Origin of the sequence: Saccharothrix tamanrassetensis (assembly GCF_014203665.1) — a bacterium.
In the GTDB taxonomy this organism is placed as follows: domain Bacteria; phylum Actinomycetota; class Actinomycetes; order Mycobacteriales; family Pseudonocardiaceae; genus Actinosynnema; species Actinosynnema tamanrassetense.
Map to the genome: position 1 here is coordinate 447,171 of NZ_JACHJN010000005.1, position 22,358 is coordinate 469,528.

Sequence of the window (22,358 nt, forward strand, 5' to 3'; positions counted from 1 at the left end):
GTGGGCGCTCGCAGCACAAGGCGCCCACCACAGCGTGGTGCGCGACGGGGTGAAGCTTCGAGGCCGAAGATCTACCACCGTCTACGGACGAGCGGAAGCACACCGGTCCGCTGGTCCCGGAGCGGTTCGGCCGCCGTCCCTCACCGCACGGGCAGGGGGACGAGGTCGAACGCGTTGGGCAGCCCGAGCCGGTACTGCAACGAATCCTCGGTCTTGATCAGCTCGAACTCGGGCGCCCGGTACAGCTTGTGCACGACCGCACGGGGAGCGCTGGACCCCGCCTCGTCCAGCAGCGCGTTCACCGCCGTGCGCGCGGCGCTGTTCGCCGCTTCCATGCTGGCCCCGTTGATCGGCGCCTGGACGTAGTCGCCGGCGAGGAAGAGGTTCGGCACGGCGGTGCGGGCGGTGGGGCGTCGATGCCACGAGCCGACCGGGTGCACCACCAACTCGTCGGCGTTGACCGGGTTCGGCCCGCCGATCCCGCTCACGCCGGGGTCCAGGAACCAGGTCACCAGGGACGACTCGTCGAGCACCGTCCGACCGGAGTCGTCGAGGTGCTGCTTGAGCTGGGCCAGCACCTCCTGGACCACCTGCTCTCCGGTCAACTCCTTCGCGGGTCGACCGAAGAGGACGCCGGGTTCGTCCCAGTCCGAGATGATGACGGACACGCAGTCCGCCACGGTGCCGTCGCCGTAGTCGTCCCGGAAGTCGCGCCCCGGCCAGAACGCGGCCTGGCTGATCGAGGTCAGCGCCCACGGTGCGTGGACGTAGTAGGCGTGGCCGTGCACGAGCGGGGTCGGGCGGTCGAAGTAGAGCATCAGCCCGGTCATCCACTCCGTGTCCAGCGTCGCCGCCTCGCGCAACCGCGGATCGGCCGCCAGGAGGTCGGCGTTCCACACGTGCCGGGCGTGGTCCACGGGCAGCGCGCAGACGTAGAAGTCGGCGCTGACCGCCGCCTCGCGCCCCTGCGGGTCGCGCGTGCGCACCGCCGAGATCCGGCCGCGGTCCACGACCAGGTCCCGGACTTCCCACCCGAGGCGGAACTCGACGCCGAGATCACGCAGGTGCCGTTCCCACGGGTCGATCCAGGCTTCGTTCGTGGGCAGGTTCAGCACCCGGTCCAGCGGCCCTTCGGCGCCGCGGCCGAGGAGGTTGAACAGCACCCGCTCGGCCACGAGTCCGGCCGTGTGCGCGCTGGCGGTGTCCGTCTTGGTCGAGCTGAGCACGCGCGTCAGCCCGTGGACGAGGATCCGTCGGTAGTCCTCGGACTTGCCCTGGGCCTGGAGGAAGTCCGGCCAGGTGGTGTGCTCCCACTGCCCCAGTCGGCGCTCCTCGCAACTGGTGAGGTAGACCAGCATCCGCTGGGCGAAGACCGCCGCCTCGTGCGGCGGCAGGCGGAAGGCGGTCTCGACCAGGGCCCGCACCTGCCGCAGCAGGTCGGCCGGCGTCAGCTGCGCCAACAGGCCGTCGGGGAGGGTCAGCGGGATGCGCAGGTCCTCCCGTCCCCCCGAGAGCGACGTCAGGAGTTCCGTCCCGGGGACCAGGTTGTCGTGCACGCCGTTGCGGTTGCCCGGGAACGGGATCCTCCGCAAGGTGTCCGGCAGGTCCTGGTAGAAGCCGAAGAAGATCCGGAAGCCGTGCTCGCCCGGGAGGTCGCGCCGACCGCCCCGCCCCGTGCCGGGCACCGGAACGCTGCGGGACTTGCCGCCCAGGGCGCGCCGCTCGTAGAGCGTGACCGAGAACCCGCGCTCGGCCAGTTCGTGCGCCGCCGTCATCCCGGCGACCCCACCGCCGAGAACCGCCACGGTCGACCCGGAAGCGCGGCCCGCCGCCACCCCCGACCGACCCAGTCCCGCCAGACCGGCGCCGGCACCCGCCAGAAGAGCGCGGCGACTCAACCCGAACCGGTCCACCAACCCGCACCCCTTCGACCCGGCGTCAACGGGGCGACACGGTAGTCCACCGGACAACCCGCACGAGGACCGGCCGATCGGCGTGTTCGGGAGCGGAAGCCTTGTGCCCCGGGCACTTCCGTCGATCAGAGTCCAAGTGCGACTCCCCGACACCCGATGCGCACCCTGCGCGAGGACGATCGGAAAGCCCGGAATCACCTGTTCGTGTGTCACTCGGATTCCGTGGTCCGGGCACTACCCCAGCTGGTCGCGGCGGCGCGTCAGGTAGGCGGTCTCGGCGGTGTTGCCGGCCAGGTCGATGGCTTTGTCGTACGCCGCGCGTGACTGCCGACCCCGGCCCAGTCGCCGCAGCAGGTCGGCGCGGGTGACGTGGTAGGGATGGTAGCCGGCCAGCTCGTCCTCGAGGCGGTCGACGATGGCCAGCGCCACCTCCGGGCCGTCGAGCTCGGCGACCGCGATGGCGCGGTTGAGGGCGATGATCGGCGAGGGGTCGAGGCGGGCGAGCTGGTCGTAGAGGGCGAGGACCTGCGACCAGTCGGTGTCGCGCACGTCGCGGGCGGAGGTGTGCACGGCGTTGATCGCGGCGAGGATCTGGTAGCGACCGGGGGCCACCCCGGTGGCCAGGCGTTCGCGCACCAGCCGGTGCCCCTCGGCGATCAGCGCCGCGTCCCAGGCCCCGCGGTCCTGCTCGGCGAGGGCCACCAGTTCTCCGCTCGCCGAAACCCGGGCGGTGCGGCGGGCCTCGGTGAGGAGCATCAGCGCCAGCAGCCCGGCCACCTCGCCGTCGTCCGGCACGAGGGCCCGGAGCAGGCGGGTGAGCCGGATCGCCTCGCCGGTCAGGTCGTGGCGCACGGGACCGGTGTCGGGGCCGGTCGCCAGGTAGCCCTCGTTGAACACGAGGAACAGGACGGCGAGCACGCCGGAGACGCGTGCCGGGAGATCCGCCGCGGACGGCACCCGGTAGGGGATGCGCGCCGCCTTGATCTTGGCCTTCGCGCGGGTGATCCGCTGTCCCATGGCACCCTCGGCCACCAGGAAGGCACGGGCGATCTCGGGCACGGTCAGCCCGCCGACCATGCGCAGCGTCAGCGCCACCCGGGTCTCCATCGCCAGCGCCGGGTGACAGCAGGTGAAGATCAGCCGGAGCCGCTCGTCGTCGATGACGCCCGGCGGCTCGGACGGGTCGTCGTCGTACACCGTCCGAGCCTCCCGGTGCTTGTCGTCGCGCTTGCCCTCGCGCCGGATCCGGTCGATGGCCTTGCGGTTGGCGGTGGTGGCCAGCCAGGCGCCGGGGTTGGGGGGCACGCCGTCGGCCGGCCACCGCTCGACGGCGGTCGCGAACGCCTCGGCCGCCGCCTCCTCGGCGATGTCCAGGTCACCGAAGCGCCTGGCCAGGTGGGCGACCATGCGCGCCCACTCCTCGTGGTGGGCCCGGGTGACCGCGTCGGCGGCGTCGATCGCGCTCACCCGCCGAGGAACGGCCGGACCTCGACCCGCCGGTTGCAGCGTTCCGACCCCTCGGCGGCGAGTTCGAGGGCCGCGTCGAGGTCAGGGGCCCGGATGACCCAGAACCCGGCGAGGTACTCCTTCGACTCCAGGAAAGGCCCGTCGGTGACCATCGCCCGCCCACCCCGGTTGTCGATGACGGTGGCCGTACCGGGGTCCGCGAGACCGCCGGCGAAGACCCAGTGGCCCTCGGCCTCCAGCCGGTCGTTGAACGCGTTGATGGCAGCCAGCTCGTCCGGGGTGGCGGAGCCGGTCTTGTCGTCGATCACGGAAACCAGGTACTGCATCTCGAATCATCTCCCGTGGTCCGAGGGCGTCCTCGTGGACGGCCGCCCCACCCCTGCCCCGAACACCGCTGCCCCGATCCGACACCGCCCGTTGTTCCACCCGGCACGCCGGGTCGTGAGCGAATCCGGCAGCGACAGTATCCCTTCGGGTGACTCGCAGCCCGGGTCTGCGCGGAAGGCGGACGGCAACCACCGCCGGCACGCCGTGCTCGACCACCAGGCGCCCGCTGCCTACGCCGCGTACTGCGGGTGCCCGCCGGGCCGGTAGACCTGGATCGTCACCCCCTTCGAGGTGGCTCGCGAGTCGACCAGGTCGAGTGCCGTGTCCGGGCCGGTGGCGGGGAACAGCCGCGTGCCCTGGCCGACCACCACGGGATAGGTGAGCAGGATGATCTCGTCGACCAGGTGGTGGTCGAACAGCCGGCGGACCAGGCTGCCGCTGCCGTGCACCTGGAGTTCACCTCCCGGCTCGGCCTTCAGGTCCGCGATGGCGGCCGTGACGTCACCGGAGAGGACGGTCGTGTCCGCCCAGCCCGGATCGGTGAGCGTGGTCGACACCACGTACTTGGGCCGCGCGTGCAGCGCCGCCGCGATGGGGCTGCTGCTCGGATCCTCCATCGCTCCCCAGGAGCCGGCGAAGATCTCGTAGGTCCGCCGGCCGAACAGGAACGCGTCGGTGCGCTGGTAGACCTCACCGAGGAACGTCTCGGCCTCGTCGTCGAACAGCGGCAAGGCCCATCCGCCGCGCTCGAACCCGCCCCTGCGGTCCTCGTCCGCCCCGCCGAGTCCCTGCATCACTCCGTCGACGGAGACGTTCGTGACGGTCGTCAGCTTCATGGGTTCCTCTTCCTCCCGGGCGCCCCTCGTGGGCCGCCGCTCACCCCTTCTACGAACAGCCCTGCCCCGATCCGACACCCATGTCGGCCGGATCCTCATCAAGCTCGCGCTCACCAGTCGGCTGCCCTCGACCACCACGCCGGCCCGCTCGACCAACCGGACGATTCCGCGGTGTTTCCGCTCGGCGGATTCGAGAGCTTTCGAGTAATCCGCCTTTTACTGCTCCGGTCTGCCGTGCGAGCGCGTTTGTCTTACGCAGTACGCTCGTCCGATCGGCCGATCAGGGCTGTTCAGGGCTGGTGCGGGCGGATCGTCGCGCGCTGTGATCCCGCTGCGCAATATGGGTGACGGCGTTGTCGGCCCAAGGTCGACATGCTAGCGTCGGTCAAACGGGGGTCCTTCCGACGAGTGCATTTAACCGGCTGCATCCCGCATGCCTTCCTAATGGGTGGTTGCGTGCGCACTGTGGAAATCCGCTATCTGGGGAACGGGAATTCACTCGACACCGCGCGGCGCGCTCGGCTGGCCGCCGAACTGGCCGCGGCCATGCCGAGGCACGAGGTGGACCACTACCTCCGGGCCAAGCCGGCCATCCTGGCCGAGAGCGATCACATCGCCGTCGCCGAGGCGCGCGGGGCGTGCGTCGGGTTGATGGCGGCCAACCGGCTCAGCGCCGACGGCCTGGACTTCACCTACATCGAGACCCTGCTGGTCGGTGAGCGCCTGCACGGCTCCGGGGTGGCGCTGGGCCTGGTGGCGAGCCTCTTCGCCGGCGTCGTCCGCGAGCTGGACGACTTCCCGGACCTGGTGGCCATGAAGACCTACACCCCCAAGGCGTACCTGCTGATGCGCCGGTTCGCCCTCGGCGGCGACATCGTGTTCTACCCGTCGCTGGACGGACCGGTCGACGCCGGGATCCCGGCCCGCCTGGCCAGGGCGCTGTCACCGGGCTGCGAGTTCCGCGCCGGGACCGGCGTCGTGCACGGCGGCGGCGGGCGGATCAGCAGCCGGTTCTGGCGCGACGCCCCGCTGTCCGGCGACACCGCCGTCGACGGCTTCTTCGCCCGCGAGGTCGGCGAGCGCGACCGCCTGCTGTGCGTGGTGCACGCGCCGACCCCCGCCGCGAAGGGCGCGCTGATGGCCGCCCTGCGCATCTCCCAGCCCATTCGGACGGACTGAGGCACGAGAACAGTGGAGGTCACATGGGCAGCGTCGCGATCACCGGCGGTCCCGGTCTGGAGTGGTTGGCCGGCAAGTCCTACCCCTTCAGCGACGGCGCCGAGCTGGAGCACTCCGCCGGGGAGTTCGACGGCGGCGGCCAGTACGGCGTGGAGATCCCGGTGGTCAACAGCCTCGCCGAGCTCGAACGGCTGGTGAAGCTGCTCGGCGACCACGGGCTCTACGTCACCCGGTTCAACGAGACGCGCGGGTCGTTCCTGCTCTCCGACGGCGAGCTGGGCGACATGTTGGCGCTGTGCCGGGAGAACGGGTACGGGCTGGTGGTCAGCATCGGCCCGCGCCCGGAGTACGACGTCAAGGGCAGCTTCTACCGCTCGGACTTCGGCCTGGAGATGGGCAGGCAGATCAACAACAGCGACGCGTTCCGGGCCTGCGTCGAGGAGGCGCTGCGGCTGGCCGAGTTGGGCTGCCGCGGCATCACCGTCTACGACATCGGCGTGCTGCGGGTGTTCGACGAGATGCGCCGCGAGGGCGTGCTCCCGGCGGAGATGGTGTTCAAGACCTCCAGCCACTGCATGGCGACCAACCCGTTCCTGGCCAGGATCTTCGCCGAGAACGGCGCGGACAGCATCACCCTGGCCCACGACCTCGGCGTGCCGATGATCCACCAGATCCGCCGGCTCAACCCCGGCCTGCCCATGGACGTGCCGACGGACGTCTACAAGGCCAAGGGCGGGTTCATCCGGTTCTACGAGCTGGCCGAGATCGTGCAGGTGGGCGCCCCGGTGATGCTGAAGATGGGTGCCAGCGTGCAGGGGCACCCCTACGACCGGCTCGGCGACGCGATCACCCGCGAGCGGGTCGACCGGGTCGCGCGCGGCATCGAGGTGCTCGACCGGCACCTCCCCGAACGCACGGCGATCACGACCAAGAGCAGGCACTACGGGCTTCCAGCGGCCCAGTGAGCGAAAGGGTGGGCAGCGCGGTGACCAACACTGTCGTCAAGGAGAAGCACGCGGAGTTCAAGAAGGAAGTCGACGCCCTGCTGCACGACATGGTCGAGCGGTTCTACCGGGAGGTGGAGGGTGCCGACCACCTGTTCCGCGCCAAAGAGATCAACCTGGGCTACTACAAGCGCCACGTCGTCGAGATCATCCTGCGGCTGCGGATGAAGCGCTGGATCGACGCGCTGACCATCCACTACTTCACCAAGCACAACCCGGTGCTGGCCAAGAAGTGGTGCGCCTACACCGAGGACGAGATGCTGCACGACTCCATGTTCGCCAAGGACCTGGAGCGGGTGGGCGTGGGCAAGGAGGAGATCTACTCCACCGAGCCGCTGTTCACCACCAAGCTGCTGCAGGGCTACTTCTACTACGGCCTGGAGCACGAGGGCAGGCCGCTGGCGTCGTTGGCGAGCTCGTACTTCATCGAGAACGTCTCGCTGATGACGCAGCCGAAGTGGATCGCGAACGTCGAGGAAAGGCTCGGCGCCGGGACTGCCAAGGGCCAGCAGGCCCACGTCGACCACGACCTCGAGGACGACCACGGCGACTTCGTGTGGAACGTGCTCATGACGTTCGTGGAGACCGAGGACGACAAGCGGCGCATCGTCGAGCACATCACCAACGTCTACAAGCTGTTCTGCGCGTTCTACACGGAGCTGTACCAGCGCACGGTGAAGGGCGAGGTCGACGACGTGGCGTTGCTGGAGGTGCTGGTCCGACCGTAGTCGATCACTGGTAGCGTTCGCGCCTCCGCGATGACTGCGCACACGATCCCCCGGGAATCGTCCCGGGGGATCGTGGCTACGGCCTTTTAAGGAAACCGATGTCCTATCCCGCCGTCGTGTCCGTCCAGAGCCGCGAGTGCAGCCCGGAGCTGCTGGAGCGCCTCAGCGGCTCGACACTGTTCCCCGAGCGCCCGGTGGGCGCGTCGATCGTCTCGGTGGTGCGGCGCGGCGGCGGATCGCTGCTCTACGTCACCGCGCCCGCGATGGCCGACGCGGACGAGCAGGTCGACTACTTCCTCGGCCTGCTGCCCGAGGAGCGGGAGGAACGGCGGCAGGCGCTGCGCGACCGGGTCGAGGTGGGCAGCCTGGACGACGACACCGCGCGGTGGCTCAGCACCAAGCTGCTCGACGCCGGCAGCCCGGCGGCGGGCGCCCTGCGCGAGCGGATCCACGAGTTCGTCACCCGGGAGCGAGCTGCGGGCGCGGACGTGCGGCTGGACTGCTTCGAGCCCTCGGTCAACCTGGAGAAACTGGCCGCGTCCCTGGGCGTGCCCACCGACCAGGCCGACGCCTCGGCGATCCCGTTGGGCACCAAGGCGGCCGGTCGGCGGATCTTCCGCGACGCGCAGGTGCCCCTGGTCGCCGGCACCGACGAAGCCCGTTCGGTGGCCGGGCTGGCCGAGGGCATCGCCGACCTGGTCGACAGCGGCCACCGGAGGATCGTCATCAAGCTCAGCAGCACCGAGTTCGGCGCGGGCATGGGCAACGCGCTGCTCGACCTGGGCGAGATCGCCGTCCCGCCGGGCCGCGAGGAGGCCGTGGCCGCGGTGGCGGCGGCACTGCCGGCCGCGGACCTGGTCGACGCCAAGCTGACGTGGACCCGGTACGCCGGGATGATCACCACTTCCGGCGTCCTCGCCGAGCGCTGGGTCGAGGGCGACGAGGTGCGCAGCCCCAGCTTCCAGGGCCGCATCACCGAGGACGGCACGGTGACCGCGGTGTCCACCCACGACCAGGTGCTCGGCGGTGCGGGTCTGACCTACGTGGGCAGCCGGTTCCCCGCGGACGCCGCCTACCGCGCCGAGGTGCTGCGGCTCGGCCTGTCGGTCGGGGCGCGGTTGGTGGAGAACGGCGTCCGCCGCGGCGACTACGGCGTGGACTTCCTCGCCGTGCGCGAGGGCACCGAGTGGCAGATCCTGGGCTGTGAGCTGAACCTGCGCGCCACCGGCACCAAGCACGGCTTCACGATGGCCACCGCGCTGCTGGACACCATGCCCGACGCCGAGGGCGAGTTGGTCGTGGACGGTTCCCCGCGGGTGTACGAGGCTTCCGACGCGATCGCGGACCCGAGCCTGGTCGGCCTGCGCCCCAGCGCGCTCATCGACGCGGTCCGCTCGTCCCCGCTGCACTACGACCCGGTCACGCGGACCGGGGTCGTGCTGCACATGCTCAGCGCCCTGCCGACGTACGGCAAGTTCGGCGCGATCGGCATCGGCCGCGACCGGGAGGAGTCCGCGCGGCTGATGCGCGAACTGCGCGCACTCGCGTTGGCGCTCGTCGAGCGTTGACCGGGCTTTCGCCTTCCGCGTTCACCGAAAGCCGGTGGTCCGGTCGGCGGATTGTGGTTGGATCATGGCATGGGGGAGTTCTCGGGGGAGAACCGCACATCCGTTGCGCGGACGCTGTTCGCCACCGGCGCGGCGGTCACGGTGGGCGGATTACCGACGTACCTGGTCAGCGCGATGGCCGTCCAAATCGGACAGGAACTCGGCCTGACCGTCGCGATGGTCGGCGCGGCGACGGCGCTGTTCTTCACCGTCGCGGCGCTGACGTCGCGCCCGCTGTCGCGGTTGACCGAGCGCATCGGTCCCACGGCGGCGCTGCGGCTCGCCGCGCTGTCGACCGGGGCGTGTGCGCTGGGGATGGCCGCGGCGCCGTCGATCGGGTGGCTGCTGGTGGGGGTCGGCGTGGCGGGGATGGCCAACTCCCTGGCACAGCCGGCCACCGCCGAGGTCCTGGTCGTCCTGATCCCGGGGCACCGCAAGGCTTTCGCCTTCGGCGCCAAGCAGGCGGCGGTGCCCGTGGGTTCGCTGTTGGCGGGCCTGACCGTGCCCGCGGTGGCGTTGACCATGGGGTGGCGGTGGGGGTTCGTCCTCTGTGCGGTGTTGGCGGTGACCACCGCGCTCGCCGCGCCACGGGTGCCCGCCCGAACGACGCGCGCGGACGCCTCCCGGATCGCGTCGACGGATCTGTTCCTGCTGGCCACCGCCGCCGCGCTGGCGGCGGGGACGGCCAACGCGATGGCCGCGTACATCGTGGTGACCGCGGTGGATTCCGGGCTCGGCCCGGCGGGGGCGGGGCTGATGCTGTCGCTGGGGTCGGCCACGAGCGTGGCGTCCCGGCTGCTGGTGGGGCTCGCGGCGGACCGGTGGCGACCGGACCTGCTGGTGACGGCGGCGGTGATGATCGCGCTGGGCGCGGTGGGGCTGGGCCTGTTCGCGGTGGGCGGGACGACGACGTTCCTGGTGGGACTCATCCTGGGGTTCGCCGCGGGCTGGGCGTGGGCGGGGGTGTTCAACCTGGCCGTGGCCGACCGGTTCCCGGACCGGGTCACCTCGGCCACTTCGGTCACCCAGGTCGGGGTGTACGTCGGCAGCGCGACCATGCCGCCGTTCTTCGGTTGGTGTGCGCAGACCTTCGGCCTGGCCGCGGCGTGGTCGGTCACGGGCGTGGCCATGCTGGCCGCGGCGGGCCTGCTCGTCAGCGTCCGCCGCAGGCCCGGCAACCGCTTCACCGCGCCACCGCGCCCGCCCGACCCGCTTTCCACTGTGGACACGACCGGGGACGCACGCAGCCGGCCGATTGCCTCGTATTCAACCGAGAGTGTCTAGTCGCCTGCCTGGCCGCACCTCGGGCAGGGGAGTAAGCGCGTGAGCAAGGTCGATGCGCACTGGAGTGACCCAGCCGCGCCCGTGGCAGGCGGTCACGGAGTCGGACCGTCGTCCTGCCGCAACAGCATCACCAGACCACGCGGAATGCCGTGGGTTTCGTGCAGGTAGCGCAGGTCCTGCTCCGTGAGGGGCTTCGGGTGGCGTGGCACCAGAACGCGGCCTCGTGACACCAGCGACCGGAACCGGCGCTCCTCCCGCTCCAGCACCTCGCGGACCCCGTCGGTGCGCAGCCCGAAGTGCGAACCGGTGTGCCGCAGCAACGGTTCCGGCAGATCGGACAGCGTCCGGGTCCAGTCGCCGCGCCAGAGCGTCGTCAGCGTCCGCCGCAGCAGCCTGCGCAGGACGTACCCGCGTCCGGTGTTCGACGGCGCCACGCCGTCGCCGATCACCACGACGCTCGACCTCAGGTGGTCGACCACCAACCGCCGCGACCTCTCCGGCAGCTCCCACGGCAGTTGCCCGGTCCACGGCGAGAGCAGGTCCGTCTCGAACACCGATCGCTTGCCCTGCAGGAACATCAGCAGTCGTTCCAGTCCCATCCCGGTGTCCACAGTGGAGTCCGACAGCGGCGTGAGGGTGCCGTCGCCGTGCCTGACGTAGCGCATCATGACGTGGTTCCACACCTCCAGCCAACGGTCGTCCGTGGTGGGGCTGCCGGTCGGCGGTCCGTCCCCGGTCCACACGAACACCTCGCTGTCCGGACCGCACGGGCCGGTGGGGCCGTTGGACCACCAGTTGTGCGTCCGGGTCGGCTCCACCGGGACGCCGAGGGAGCGCCAGGTGTCGAGGGAGCCGGTGTCCGGGCCGACCTGGTCGTCACCGCCGAACACGGTGACGTGCAGCAGGCCCGGGTCGACGCCGAAGCCGTCGCACAGCAGCTCGAACCCCCACCGCAGGCTTTGCGACCCGTCGTAGGAGCGCAGCGACCACGACCCGAGCATCTCGAACACCGTCAGGTGCGTCGGGTCGCCCACCTCCTCCAGGTCCGTGGTGCGCAGGCAGCGCTGGACGCCGACCAGCCGGTCGCCCAGCGGGTGCGGGAGTCCTTCGAGGAACGGTGTGAGCGGGTGCATCCCCGAGGTCGTGAACAGCACCGGGTCTCCCGGCGGGGACAGCAGCGAGGTGCCGGTCAGCCGCCGGTGGCGGCGGGAGGTGAAGAAGTCGACGAACGTGCGGATGACGTCCTGGGTGTCCACGGCAGTGGTCCTTCCGGGTGTGGACGACCGGAAGGCCCACGCCGCGACCGGACGGACCGTTTCCGGTCGCCGGTGGGTGTCGGGAAGAGGTCAGGCAGCGGCGGCGACCGACGAGCGGGGAGCTCGCGCGGCCGCGGCGACGTGCTGCGGGATGACCGACATGGTCCAACCCTAGAACACCGGACCAAACCCTTTAGCGGTACGCACTGGAACGAGGGCGTCGACCCGTATGCCGTGCCAGGCGGGTTCCACTGCCCACGCGACGGTCATCAAGGCCACAGCGGCGCCAAGGGACGCGGCGTGCAGGGCATATGCGGCCCGGGGAATCCCGGCACGTCCTCAAGAGCTGGTACGTCGTCGGAGGGTCACGCCGATCGCTGCGACGCTCAACAGGATCACGAGCGCTCGCACCGCCCACTTGCGGTACAGGTGGTTGCGGAACTCGTCGACCGGGGTGGTGCGGATGGGGTCTTCCAGGACGTAGTCGCGGGTCCTGATCCGGGAGACCTTGGCGGTCATCGCTGGTCTTCCTCTCGGGTCGTCGCCGGCGAAGCGGGGAAGGACGGCCGGAAGGTGGACATCACCTCGCGGATCATCCGGTCGTAGTCGCCGTCGTAGCGACGCACGTCGTAGCAACCGACCGGGCTGTGCAGCACGCTGAACAGGCACCGGTTGCAGAAGCTGCACGGCTTCTCCGGCAGGTTCCGGCCGGCGGCCAGCACCAGCGGGAGGTCGGGGTTCGCCAGCAACGGACGACCGATGGCCACCGCGTCGACATATCCCTCGCGCAGTACCCGGCGGATCAGGTCACCTTCTTGGAACCCGCCGCAGCAGATGACCGGAACGTCGACGCGGTTGCGCACTTCACGGGCGTATTCGACCGCCACCCCCTCCACCGGGTGGTGCTTCTTCATCCTGTTCCACGCCCCGGTGAAGATCTTTCGCAAGAGGGGGTTGGACATCATCAGGTAGTTCCTGGTCCGCCAGACCCCGTAGAAGTACGGGGCGCTCCACCGCATCTCGTCCGGGGGGAGCCCGCCCGGCGGCATCAGCGGATGGGGGAAGGCGCTGCCGACGGTCGCGTGAATCGCGTCCACGCCCGCGTCCGCGGCCCACTGGCAGATCTGCACGCCTTCATCCAGGGGGTTTCCGCTCGATCGCCAGGGGAAGAGATAGTTCGCGAGGTCGACCGCGTTGAGCTTCGCCTGCACGTGGAAGTCGTCGCCCACCTCGCGCCGGATGGCGTGGATCACCTCCATGAGGAACCGCGCACGGTTCTCCAGGCTTCCGCCGTAGTCGTCCGTGCGGTGGTTCAGCGCCGAGCTGAGGAATTGGGCGAAGAGGTAGCCGTGCGAGGAGTGCAGTTCCACTCCGTCCGCGCCCGCCTCCCTGGCCCGGCGTGCCGCGTGAGCGAATTGGCTCACCACCTGGCGGATCTCGTGGACGTCCATCCCCCGCGCGTAGAGCCCGTGCATCTCCTCGATACCGGGGCTGGCCGAGATCGCCGGCCGGTACATGTTCTCCACCCCTGGTACGTCGCGCTGCCGACCAGCGTGGCTGAGTTGGATGATGTACTTGCAGTCGTACTCGTGCACCGCGTCGGTTATGGTGCGCCAAAAGGGGATCTTGTCGTCCGCGTCGATCATCGCGAAGTGCGGCAGAATGCGCCCCTGCACGTGCACGGGGGCGAACGCGGAGATGATGGCTCCGACGCCCCCGTGGGCGAACTTGCGTTCCCAGTTGACCCGGCTCTGCGACCCGGTCCCGTCGTAGTTGTCGAACTGCGGGGGGATGCTGGAGCGGAAGATCCTGTTCTTGACGGTCAGGTTCCGGAACCGCAGTGGTTGGCAGATGGGATCGGTCGTACCGCCGGTCGTCCTGGTCATGTGCCCACCGATCTCATGGGTGCGTCGATTCGTTTGACCGTTCCGATGGCACGCGATCGGATCCGGTGGAAGCCGGCAGCGCCATGGGGGCGACGAGGAAGAGCACCAGCAGCGAGAGCCCGACGACCGCTGTCGACGCCACCCACACAGCGGCTGTCGTCGCTCCACTGTGCACGGTGACGAAGAAGGGCCAGCCGAGCGCCATCGACACCGCCGGCTGTACCAGGGGCGGGACGAGCAGAACGCCGAGTCGGCGCCAGCCGGGCAATCGGGCGTCCAGGCGCAGTGCGGTCACCCCGACGAGGAACGCGGCGGTTCCGTTGATGAGCATCCAGTGGAGCGGTAGCCCGGCGACCGTCAGCCCGTGCGGCCCGTAGTAGTCGTGCAGGTCCGCGATGAGCAAGGGGATCTCCATCGCCGCATTGGCGAGCACGAGCAGCGCCAGGCCCATCGCCAACTTCCTCCGGGGTGGGGCCGTTCCCACCAGCCGGAGGAACACGTAGGGCAGCACGCCCCAGTACAACGCGTAGGCCCCGAATATCCACACGGGAATCGCGCGTCCGAACGCCGAGAACCCCGTCCACTGGCCGATCTGCGGGAACCAGATGTTGGACAGCGTGTCCCACACCGGTTCGGTGAACCCGCACAGCCCGGCTCCGACCACCATGCACAACATGAGTGGCCGGCGGACGGTGACGATCCGCCACAGCGCATACGCCAACGCTCCGGCCAACACCACCCCGAGGACGACGACGACCGCCAGTTGGGCGTTCGTGGAAGCGACCATGTCGACGGGTGGCTCCGGGCCCGACGCGAAGTCAGTCGTGATCCGCTGCGCGGTGCCACGAGTGGAGAGGGCCACGTCACGGCCTCCTGGTGGTGGATCGCCGGATGTGCTTGCCTGGTCCGGAGAAGCGGTCTCGGTTCTCGTTCAGTCCACTTGCCGGTGTTGGCATGGTCTCCCGGTCCGGCGGCGGGGGACAATGGTGCGCACGTTCGATATCCTTCGACCCGTACCGTTGCGCACCCCGAGGGTTCGCCGGTGGTCGGAGATGCGCTCGGTCGGGATGGTCCGGTCAATGGCGCGTTCGGGTGAGCATCGGCGTACTGCTCGCGCATCCCGGTGTCTTTCCCGCATGCTGGAGTCCGCGCGTTGCGACGGGAAGCCGGGAATCATCGGGGAGCAGCTGTGCGGTCGAGGAAGCGGTTGACGCCGCCGAAGCGGTACTACCACAAGGGTTCCACCGGTGCTCCATTGGTGCTCATCCACGGTATCGGCGGGACCTGGCGGATCTGGGAACCGGTGGTACCGCTGCTGGAGGCGTCTCTTCCGGTGCTGGCGCCTACGCTCGCGGGGCACTGGGGAGGCGCCGGACCGCCCGGGGGGAAGTGGCCGACCGTGAACTCCATGGCCGACGACGTCGAGACGTTGATGAACGGACTCGGCATCGGGAAGGCACACGTGGTCGGTCATTCGATGGGCGGCGCCGTGGCGTTGGAACTTCTGCGGAGGCGACGCGCGTTGTCGGTCCTCGCGCTGTGCCCCGGCGTCGCCTGGCCGGGGCTCGGGCAGCGGGTGAGCTTGTTCCTCCGGCTGACCCTGGGCTACGGGAAAGCGCGGACGATCGCACCTCGGGCCGAGTTGTTGCTGCGCAACCGTTGGGTCCGGAGGTTCGTGTTCCGCACCTTCCTGGCTGAGCCCGAGGCGCTCTCCCCGGCCGTGGCCGCGATGCTGTCGCGAGGCATGGCCTATTGTCCGGCGTACTTCCGGACGATGATGGCGGTGGGCGCGTCCTCGGGAATCCGCCCACTGCGGGTGCACCCCGGCACGGTGCGGCTGATCTGGGCCGCGAACGACCGGGTGGTGCCGGTGAGCCAATTTCGCGAGGCGTTGCTGGAACGAGTCGGGGCCCTGCCGGAGACGGTGGTCGAAGGTGTCGGGCACCTGCTGATGTTCGACGACCCGCGACGGACCGCACGGCTGGTGCTCGACAACGTTCTCGCGGCGGCGCCGGAAGACCGGATCGGTGACCGCCGCGACCGGCGACCACCGGAAGACCAGAGGTGATCCTCCCCGCTGGGCGCGCTGCGTCCCGTGGCGGTGGACGCCGACGGCCGGAAGCGCACCAGGCGTCTCCCGGTGTTGTCGCGTTCCGGGTCAGATGACCGTGCCGATGTCGTGCTTGACGATGTGGTCGAGGCAGCGCTCGGCCAGTGCGGTGATGGTCCACGAGGGATTGCAGCACGCGGTGGAACCCGGGATCAGCGCGCTGTCGGTGACGTACAGCCCGACGTTGTCGTGCACTCGCCCGAACGGGTCGCACACCGGGCCGATCACCGCTCCGCCGAGCGGGTGGAACGTGTTGGGATCGAGGGCGTTGGCGGGGAGGAAGACCCCGCCGCCGGCCGCGCTCATCCGGGCGGCGGCGGCGTCGACGGCCACCCCCGAGGACACGTCGGACGCGGAGGGCCACACGAGTTCGGTGGAGTCGGTGCGCGGGTGGTAGCGGAACTCGCCGTGCCCGTTCGGGATGCCGATGCCCTCGACGTACATGGAGAACGACTCGGCCTCGAACGGGGCTGGGGCGTGGAACAGCGTGGCGGGCCCGGTGGAGGCCTCCCAGTCGAGGTTCCCGGCGCAGGACGGGCCACCCTGGTGGGGCAGCGAGGGCTCGGGCAACCCCGTCCGCAGGTAGAGCCGGTTGCCGTTGTTCCCCCAGTACCGGCCGACGTCGGGGGGCAGGTTCGACAACGTGCCGGTGCCCTTCGCCCGCACCAGCAGCCGGGAGGTGTTGGCCGAACCGGCGCCGAGCACGACGCTGTCGGTGTGGACCAGGACGTTCTCCAGGACCGTGCCGTTGGTGTCGATGCGCTCGCAGCGCAGCACGTACCGGCGTGCCTTGCCGGCGGTCACCTCCTTGACCACGTGCAACGGGGCGACGGTCACCAGACCCGTGGCCAGCGCCGCGGCCAGGTAGGTCTTGTCCACCGAGTACCTCGCGCCGTTGTTGATGCCGTAGAGCACGTCGCCGTGCGCCGACCACGGCGGCAGCTCGCCGCGCAGCTCCGCGCGGACGACGTCCCAGTCCATCGGCTGGGGCAGGCGCACCGGGGTGCCGTCCGCCAAGTGGGCGTCGGCGAGGAACCTGCGGCTGGCGGTGAAGCGGACGTGGTTGAGGATGTCGTCGGGCACGGGGGACAGGCGCAGCATCGCGGCCGCCTTCGGGTAGAACACGGCGGCCATTTCGTCGTAGTCGACCTCGGCCGGCATCACGCTGCGGAACAGCTCGGCGGAGGGTTGCAGCCCGACCCCCGCGTAGTGCAGCGATCCACCGCCCACCCCGGCGCCGCAGAGGATGCTCATGCCCTTCCCCCGCACCCGCTCGACCAATCCGGTGTACGGCTGGAACTCCGCGGGCGGCGACGACGGCATCACCGGCGTCCGCTCGAGCCAGCTGACCCGCCGGTCGGGGTGGAAGAACTGGGGGAAGGTGTTGTCACTGGGCTGGCCGTTCCACCAGCGGCCGCGTTCGAGCACGAGGGTTCGCACCCCGGCCCGGGCCAGCCGCAGTGCCGCGACCGAACCACCGAACCCGCTACCCACGACGACGGCCCGGTACTGGTCGTTCCGCGTCGGCACGGAGGAGTGCACGGCCACGGTGGACCCGGCGGCCCGGTGCGCCCCGATCGCGGTTGCGGCGGCACGGACGCCGGCCACCAGCCCTCGGCGGGAGATGCGCTGCGTCAGGTTCATCTTCGGTCCTTCCACCACGATCGGTGTTCCGACGATCTGCGGTCGGCGCCGGTGAGGTCAATGGTCCGAGCGGCCCCTGCCGGGCAGCCCGGACCATGTGGTCACGGCGCGGGCGCGTGCGGTGCCGAGTGGCTGTGGCGGAGAGAAGGGAAGCGCGCCGCCGTGCTCCGGTACCGGAACCGGAAGGCGATCTCTCGGGCCTTGTCGGGTGCAGCGGGATTCGTCGGAAAGATTGCGCCGGGGGCTGTGCGGACCAGCCCAGCCGTGGCAGACGGTCGGCCAGGTGCACCCGACCGCTCGTCGTCGAACGGATCGAACCGGGCGATGGCGTCGACACGATTGCCCGGACGCACCGGAGACGATGGGCTGTCCGAGTGTTGAAACCTATCACTCGGACACCTGCGGAAGCAGCCTGAATGGCGCTGTTGACGATAGCCGGCAATCGCTATATTGATCAGCTATAGAAGGCTCCGTGACTGTCCGCGAGCTTTGTCAAGGAGATCCATGCGTCCGCAGACCGGCGACCACGGCGACCACGGCGGCGACGGGGAAGAGGTCTCCTCTGCAGACCTTATCCGTCTGGCGCACCGACACCAGTGCATCGCGCAGGAGTTGCTCGCCCGGGTGACGAAGAGTGGACTCGGTACTCCTGCGGTGGAATCGGGCATCGAGGTCCGCTGTACCGGATGGAATCTGACAAGCCGGGAAAGGAGTGTCGCGGAATTACTTGTGGAGGGTCTGTCGAACAGGCGTATAGCGCGGAAATTGGACATCTCGGAACGCACCGTGAAGAATCACCTGCATTCGATCTTCTACAAGTTGGGGGTCGCCGACCGGACCCAGGCGGTCATCAAGCTCATCCGGAGGGCGTGACGGGGCGGCGCGGCCTCACGGCTCGATCAGGCGGCGGCGGTGCCGCCACAGCAGCGCCCCGCCGACCCCGGCGAGCGTTCCGTAGAGCATCTTCGCCGGGGTCCTCCGGGTGAGCTGGGCCGGCCGCATGTTGTCCACCGGGATCTGCAGTTCCCTGTTCGACAGGTCGCGCAGGATCCCGCGTGCCTGGTTGTAGCTGCCGCCGGCGGTCAGCAGCAGTTCGAGGACGCCGCGGGCCAGAGCGGGCTCGGAGAGCGTCTCGCAGGTCAGGTCGACCATGACGTCGGCCAACTCGGCGCGCAGGACCTCGGCCGCCGACAGCTCGGGCGCCAGGCACCGGATCGATCCCTCCATGTTCGCGAAGGACTTGCCCAGCATGGGGATGACCGGGCTGATCTTGATGCCCCGCCTGGTGGAGTGCCGCAGCACCGTGGTCAGGGTGATCCCGAAGTTCAGCTCGTCGAGCGACGCGGTCGACGCTTTCGGCACCAGCGCCGCCACGTCGCAGGTGAAGCCCCCGATGTCCGCCCACTGCGTCGGCTTGCCCATCTCCACCCAGGCCTTCGCGGTGCCGTCCCCGTCGTTCTCGACGATGTTGACCAGGGTGAGCGCGAGCTTCAGGCTCATCGGGCGGTCCAGCCGGCACACCATCCCCCAGTCGATCAGGAAGGCGCCCCGCCCGGGGTGGACGAAGATGTTGCCCGGGTGCGGATCGGCGTGGAAGAGCCGCCCGAGGAAGTAGCTGCGGTACATGAAGGCGAGCAGGTCGTGCGCGATCGCCACGCGCTCGTCCCGCGGGAACTCGGCGCGCGCGGCATCCCTGATCGACCTTCCCTCGGCCATGCTCTGCACCAGCACCCGAGGCGTGACGAGCAGCACCTCCGGCACCGTGAGGGTGTCGAACGCCTCGGCCTGCCTGCGCCCGGCGTCCATGTTCCGGGCCTCGACGGTGAAGTCCAGCTCGCCCGCGACGGCGTCGAAGACCAGGTCGAGGATGGCGTGCACGTCGACGACGGCGTTGAAGGCCGGCTTCGCCGTGACGAGCACCTGCGCGGCCCTGCGCAGCACCGCCATGTCCGTGCGGATGATCGATCGGATGCCGGGGCGCTGCACCTTCATCGCCGCGACCCGACCACCGGCCAGCGTGACCCGGTAGACCTGGGCCAGCGAGGCCGATCCCAGCGGGTGTTCGGTGTCTATGTGGCGGAAGTGCCGGTGCCAGTCGGGCCCGAGCTCGTCGGCCAGGACGGGTTCGAAGTCCGCGAAGGGCGACGCGGGCACCCGGTCGTGCAGCTTGCCCAGCTCTTCTATGGTCTCGGCGGACACGAAGTCCGGCCGGGTGGACAGGACCTGGCCCACCTTGATGTAGAGGGGCCCGAGCCGTTCGAACGCCTCGCGGACGGCTCGGGCGTGCCGCTCCCGCCGCGGGACCGGGTCGCGCCCGACCGAGTTGCCGGCCGCGTGCAGCGCCAGGCGCCCGAGCGTGGCGGCGAGCAGGCGGACCCGCGCTTCAGACATGGCCGGAACGGGCCGGCTCGTCCGCAGTGCGCAGTGCCTTCGCGAAGTGGTCCGGAGGTCGCCGGGGCGCAGCCCGCAGCCCGAGGTGCCGCGGTGCCGGCAGGCCCGGCAGGGACAGCGGTCCGGTGCAGCCGCCCTGGCCGAGGAGCTGTCCGGACAGCGCCGACCCGAGCACCTCGGCGAGCACCTCCACCGTGCAGTCCGCGCCGGTGCTGCGGCGGTGGGCGCGGAAGCGGCGGCCCGCCCGGAGGTCGTCCAACAGCTCCTCGGCGGTGACGGCGCGCTGTTCGTCGGGATCGAACAGACTGCCGTCCCGCTCGCGCCTGAGCACCCGCCGCCACGTCCGCCCGTCCGCGGACGACCGCTCCTCGGTCATGCCCCGCTCCGGGTCGAGCGCGGTCGGCGCCGGCGGATCACGGAGTCTTCTTCGGCTGGCTGTGCGCGGCCTGCGCGGTTTGCGCGGCGGAGAGCTCCGTGACCTTCCGCGTCAGCTCGGCGAGGTCGTCCTGCAGCGCCGCGATGTCCTCGGACGTGTCGGGGCGTTCGTCGTCGTCATCGCGCAACGCCCGGCGCGCGGTGCTCCGCACGTCGCGGTCGACGTCGCGGCCCCGGTCGAGCATGTCGTCGATGTAGTCCTTGGTGTCGTCGGCGATGTTGCCCAGGTAACCGATGATCCCGGTGCGCTTGCGCTTCGTCCTGCTCGTGGTCATCCTGGCTCTCCTCGGCTGGTGGTGTCCGGTCGCCGGCCCGCGCCGTGTCGCGGTGCCTCGGCGCACACTGCCGGAAAATGCGCGGGAACGGAGCGAGCGGCCGATTCCCTGGATTGTCCTCATGCCAACCGCGGGCGGGACCTGCGAACCCGATGTGGACGACGCCACCCGGTGTTCCCGCTGCGGGCTCCGACGGCGGCAGTGCCGCCGTTGCGCCTCCATTCTCTGTTGCCCGTGGCCGCGGGCCAATAGAGTGCTCTTCCTAGTGCTCGGGATCCACCCGGGAATTCCGGCACCGTCCCGAAAGTACTGGTGCTTTTCTACCCCCTTCACGGAGTGTCACTGATTGGTCGTCAAATCAACTGCGGCGACACCCCGTCGGCGGTTTACCGGCCGCAGCGCGCGGTTTGGAATGGGTGCGCCGGTGTTCCGATTCGACGACACCGATCGCCCCCTCGACGCGGAAAGCGGGGTAACCGGGTATGGGCTCTGATGCCTTTCGGCACATGGGCGGTGTGCGGCTGTGGGGCGCGGTCCGGGAGATGAACGCGGTGGAAACCATGTTCTGGCGTGGGGACACCAGTGCCGGCATGGGGGCCAACCAACTCGGTGTGATCCTGCTCGACCGCATTCCCGATTGGGACCGGCTCGTCGCCAGGCACCAGTGGGTCAGCCGGATGGCACCGCTGCTGCGCAGACGGCCGGTGGAACCACCCCTGCGGTTGGGCCGCCTGTTCTGGGTGGACGATCCGACCTTCGAGGTGGACCGCCACCTGCGCCGAGTGCGGCTGCCGTCACCGGGCACATCGCGCCAACTGCTGAACCTGGCCCAGTCGATGTCCATGACCCCGTTCTTCCGCGGGTGGCCGCTGTGGGAGGCGGTGTTGGTCGAGGGCGTGAACGGGCACGGCGCGGCCTACCTGCTCAAGATCCACCACAGCGTCACCGACGGCACGGGCGCCGCCCAGCTGCTGTCGCTGCTGGTGGACGCGAACGCCGATCCGCACGACACCAAGCTGCTGCCGCCGATCCCGCCCGATGTCGCGCGGAGCCGGCTCCTGCTCTGGGGTGGCCGGATGTCGCGGTCGCTCGGGCTCGTCCCGTCCGGCGCACGAAGGCTGTGGGCCCGCCGTGCCCCCGCGCGGCGGGCGGGGCACAACGGCCGGCCGGTCGGACGCAGGCGACTGCCGAACCCACGGGTCGCGCTGTCGACACTCAAGTCCTTCGCGTACGCCACGCTGTTGCCCTCGGTCCCGCCCTCTCCGCTGCTGGCCGGACGCACCCGCCGTGCCCGGTTCGAGGTGCTGGACGTGCCGTTCCAGGCGCTGAAGGCCGCGGGCAAGGCCGCCGGAGGAACCTTCAACGACGCCTACCTCGCCGCGCTGGCCGGTGCCTTCGACCGGTACCACCAGCGGTTCGGGGTGGCTCTGGACGGCCTGCCCGCCCTGCTGCCGATCAGCGTGCGACCCCTCGGAGCGGCCGGCGGGAACCACCTCGCCAGCACCCGCTTGGTGCTCCCGGTCGCCCGCCACACGCCGGAGGAGCGGATACGCCTCATCCACGAGTGCGTCGCCGCCGTGCGCGGCGGGGCCACGCTGCACGCGCTGAGCGTGGTCTCGCGCCCCCTCACGCCGTTGCCGCCGTCCTGGGTCGGCTGGGTCACCACGCAGATGTTCCGCGGCAACGACCTGCTCGCCAGCAACTTCCCGGGCATTCCGGACGAAATCCACCTGGCGGGAGCCAGGGTGACCGAGATCTACCCGTTCCCGCCGCTGCTGCGGGGAGCGGCGGGGATCGCGTTGACCACCTACCAGGGTCGTGCGCACCTGGGGATCAACCTCGACCACGGGGCCGTCACCGAGCCCGACGTCTTCCTCTCGTGCCTGCGGGAAGGATTCGACGAGGTGCTCCGATCGGCGCCGCCCGGCGCAGCGTCTCCGGAGGAGACGTCCGCGGTCTCCCGCAACCACTGATCCGCGCCCGTGCGCGCGGGCATCGGCAGCGCCCTCGTGGTGG

General features: G+C 70.4%; 20 protein-coding genes. 8 read left to right on the top strand and 12 right to left on the bottom strand.

Annotation, left to right across the window (positions count from 1 at the left end; translation table 11 throughout):
- Positions 1 to 140: 140 nt before the first annotated feature.
- From FHS29_RS18430 to FHS29_RS18445, 4 genes are all read right to left on the bottom strand, one after another.
- Positions 141 to 1,913: a hydroxysqualene dehydroxylase gene (locus tag FHS29_RS18430; RefSeq protein WP_376774443.1), complete on the bottom strand. Its 1,773-nt coding sequence runs from the start codon at positions 1,911 to 1,913 to the stop codon at positions 141 to 143.
- Positions 1,914 to 2,147: 234 nt separating this feature from the next.
- On the bottom strand, positions 2,148 to 3,380 hold the full coding sequence (locus tag FHS29_RS18435) for an RNA polymerase sigma factor (RefSeq protein ID WP_376774444.1): 1,233 nt from the start codon (positions 3,378 to 3,380) through the stop codon (positions 2,148 to 2,150).
- A complete protein-coding gene (locus FHS29_RS18440; protein ID WP_184691961.1) occupies positions 3,377 to 3,706 on the bottom strand; it encodes a YciI family protein in 330 nt (109 codons plus the stop codon). Before FHS29_RS18440 ends, FHS29_RS18435 begins: the two co-directional genes overlap by 4 nt.
- Positions 3,707 to 3,937: 231 nt before the next feature.
- The gene (locus FHS29_RS18445) at positions 3,938 to 4,543 is read right to left on the bottom strand and encodes a dihydrofolate reductase family protein (protein WP_184691963.1); all 606 of its coding nucleotides are present in this window, start codon (positions 4,541 to 4,543) and stop codon (positions 3,938 to 3,940) included.
- Positions 4,544 to 4,999: 456 nt separating this feature from the next.
- Between FHS29_RS18445 and FHS29_RS18450 the strand changes: the two genes are divergently transcribed.
- The 5 genes from FHS29_RS18450 to FHS29_RS18470 all read left to right on the top strand — a co-directional run bounded on the left by FHS29_RS18450 (position 5,000) and on the right by FHS29_RS18470 (position 10,345).
- A complete protein-coding gene (locus FHS29_RS18450) occupies positions 5,000 to 5,722 on the top strand; it encodes a hypothetical protein (RefSeq protein WP_184691965.1) in 723 nt (240 codons plus the stop codon).
- A 23-nt stretch (positions 5,723 to 5,745) separates the two neighbouring features.
- Positions 5,746 to 6,687, top strand: coding sequence for a U32 family peptidase (locus tag FHS29_RS18455; RefSeq protein WP_221456213.1), 942 nt, complete (start codon positions 5,746 to 5,748; stop codon positions 6,685 to 6,687).
- 20 nt (positions 6,688 to 6,707) lie between these two features.
- Positions 6,708 to 7,454, top strand: a complete 747-nt coding sequence (locus tag FHS29_RS18460; RefSeq protein ID WP_221456214.1) for an iron-containing redox enzyme family protein — start codon at positions 6,708 to 6,710, stop codon at positions 7,452 to 7,454.
- Positions 7,455 to 7,552: 98 nt separating this feature from the next.
- Positions 7,553 to 9,022 (top strand): peptide ligase PGM1-related protein, encoded by a 1,470-nt coding sequence (locus tag FHS29_RS18465; RefSeq protein WP_184691966.1) that lies wholly within the window; start codon positions 7,553 to 7,555, stop codon positions 9,020 to 9,022.
- A 69-nt stretch (positions 9,023 to 9,091) separates the two neighbouring features.
- Positions 9,092 to 10,345, top strand: coding sequence for an MFS transporter (locus FHS29_RS18470; protein ID WP_184691967.1), 1,254 nt, complete (start codon positions 9,092 to 9,094; stop codon positions 10,343 to 10,345).
- 92 nt (positions 10,346 to 10,437) lie between these two features.
- Here the strand turns inward: FHS29_RS18470 and FHS29_RS18475 are convergent, their stop codons facing one another.
- The 4 genes from FHS29_RS18475 to FHS29_RS18490 form a co-directional block, all read right to left on the bottom strand.
- On the bottom strand, positions 10,438 to 11,601 hold the full coding sequence (locus FHS29_RS18475; protein ID WP_184691968.1) for an alanine--tRNA ligase-related protein: 1,164 nt from the start codon (positions 11,599 to 11,601) through the stop codon (positions 10,438 to 10,440).
- 339 nt (positions 11,602 to 11,940) lie between these two features.
- Positions 11,941 to 12,120 (bottom strand): hypothetical protein, encoded by a 180-nt coding sequence (locus FHS29_RS18480; protein ID WP_184691969.1) that lies wholly within the window; start codon positions 12,118 to 12,120, stop codon positions 11,941 to 11,943.
- Positions 12,117 to 13,487 (bottom strand): NADH:flavin oxidoreductase, encoded by a 1,371-nt coding sequence (locus FHS29_RS18485; RefSeq protein WP_184691970.1) that lies wholly within the window; start codon positions 13,485 to 13,487, stop codon positions 12,117 to 12,119. Before FHS29_RS18485 ends, FHS29_RS18480 begins: the two co-directional genes overlap by 4 nt.
- Before the next feature lie 13 nt (positions 13,488 to 13,500).
- On the bottom strand, positions 13,501 to 14,349 hold the full coding sequence (locus FHS29_RS18490) for a hypothetical protein (RefSeq protein WP_221456215.1): 849 nt from the start codon (positions 14,347 to 14,349) through the stop codon (positions 13,501 to 13,503).
- A 327-nt stretch (positions 14,350 to 14,676) separates the two neighbouring features.
- Here FHS29_RS18490 and FHS29_RS18495 point away from each other — a divergent pair, with 327 nt between their 5' ends.
- Positions 14,677 to 15,555, top strand: coding sequence for an alpha/beta fold hydrolase (locus FHS29_RS18495; RefSeq protein WP_184691973.1), 879 nt, complete (start codon positions 14,677 to 14,679; stop codon positions 15,553 to 15,555).
- A 90-nt stretch (positions 15,556 to 15,645) separates the two neighbouring features.
- Here FHS29_RS18495 and FHS29_RS18500 read toward each other — a convergent pair whose 3' ends face one another.
- On the bottom strand, positions 15,646 to 17,241 hold the full coding sequence (locus FHS29_RS18500; RefSeq protein ID WP_184691975.1) for a GMC oxidoreductase: 1,596 nt from the start codon (positions 17,239 to 17,241) through the stop codon (positions 15,646 to 15,648).
- A 504-nt stretch (positions 17,242 to 17,745) separates the two neighbouring features.
- Here FHS29_RS18500 and FHS29_RS37720 point away from each other — a divergent pair.
- Positions 17,746 to 18,114 carry a response regulator transcription factor gene (locus tag FHS29_RS37720; protein WP_184691977.1) on the top strand — a complete coding sequence of 123 codons (369 nt, stop codon included), beginning with the start codon at positions 17,746 to 17,748 and terminating at the stop codon, positions 18,112 to 18,114.
- Between the two features lie 15 nt (positions 18,115 to 18,129).
- On the opposite strand, the gene FHS29_RS18510 is transcribed toward FHS29_RS37720, so the two are convergent.
- From FHS29_RS18510 to FHS29_RS18520, 3 genes are read right to left on the bottom strand one after another with little or no spacing between them, the layout of a single operon-like run.
- Complete coding sequence (locus FHS29_RS18510) at positions 18,130 to 19,632, bottom strand: ABC1 kinase family protein (protein ID WP_184691979.1); 1,503 nt, start codon at positions 19,630 to 19,632, stop codon at positions 18,130 to 18,132.
- A complete protein-coding gene (locus FHS29_RS18515) occupies positions 19,625 to 20,008 on the bottom strand; it encodes a hypothetical protein (RefSeq protein WP_184691982.1) in 384 nt (127 codons plus the stop codon). The genes FHS29_RS18510 and FHS29_RS18515 overlap by 8 nt, the downstream gene beginning before the upstream one ends.
- Positions 20,009 to 20,045: 37 nt before the next feature.
- The gene (locus FHS29_RS18520) at positions 20,046 to 20,342 is read right to left on the bottom strand and encodes a hypothetical protein (RefSeq protein WP_184691983.1); all 297 of its coding nucleotides are present in this window, start codon (positions 20,340 to 20,342) and stop codon (positions 20,046 to 20,048) included.
- A 482-nt stretch (positions 20,343 to 20,824) separates the two neighbouring features.
- Here FHS29_RS18520 and FHS29_RS18525 point away from each other — a divergent pair, with 482 nt between their 5' ends.
- Positions 20,825 to 22,315 (top strand): wax ester/triacylglycerol synthase domain-containing protein, encoded by a 1,491-nt coding sequence (locus FHS29_RS18525; protein ID WP_184691985.1) that lies wholly within the window; start codon positions 20,825 to 20,827, stop codon positions 22,313 to 22,315.
- The last annotated feature ends 43 nt before the right edge of the window (positions 22,316 to 22,358 follow it).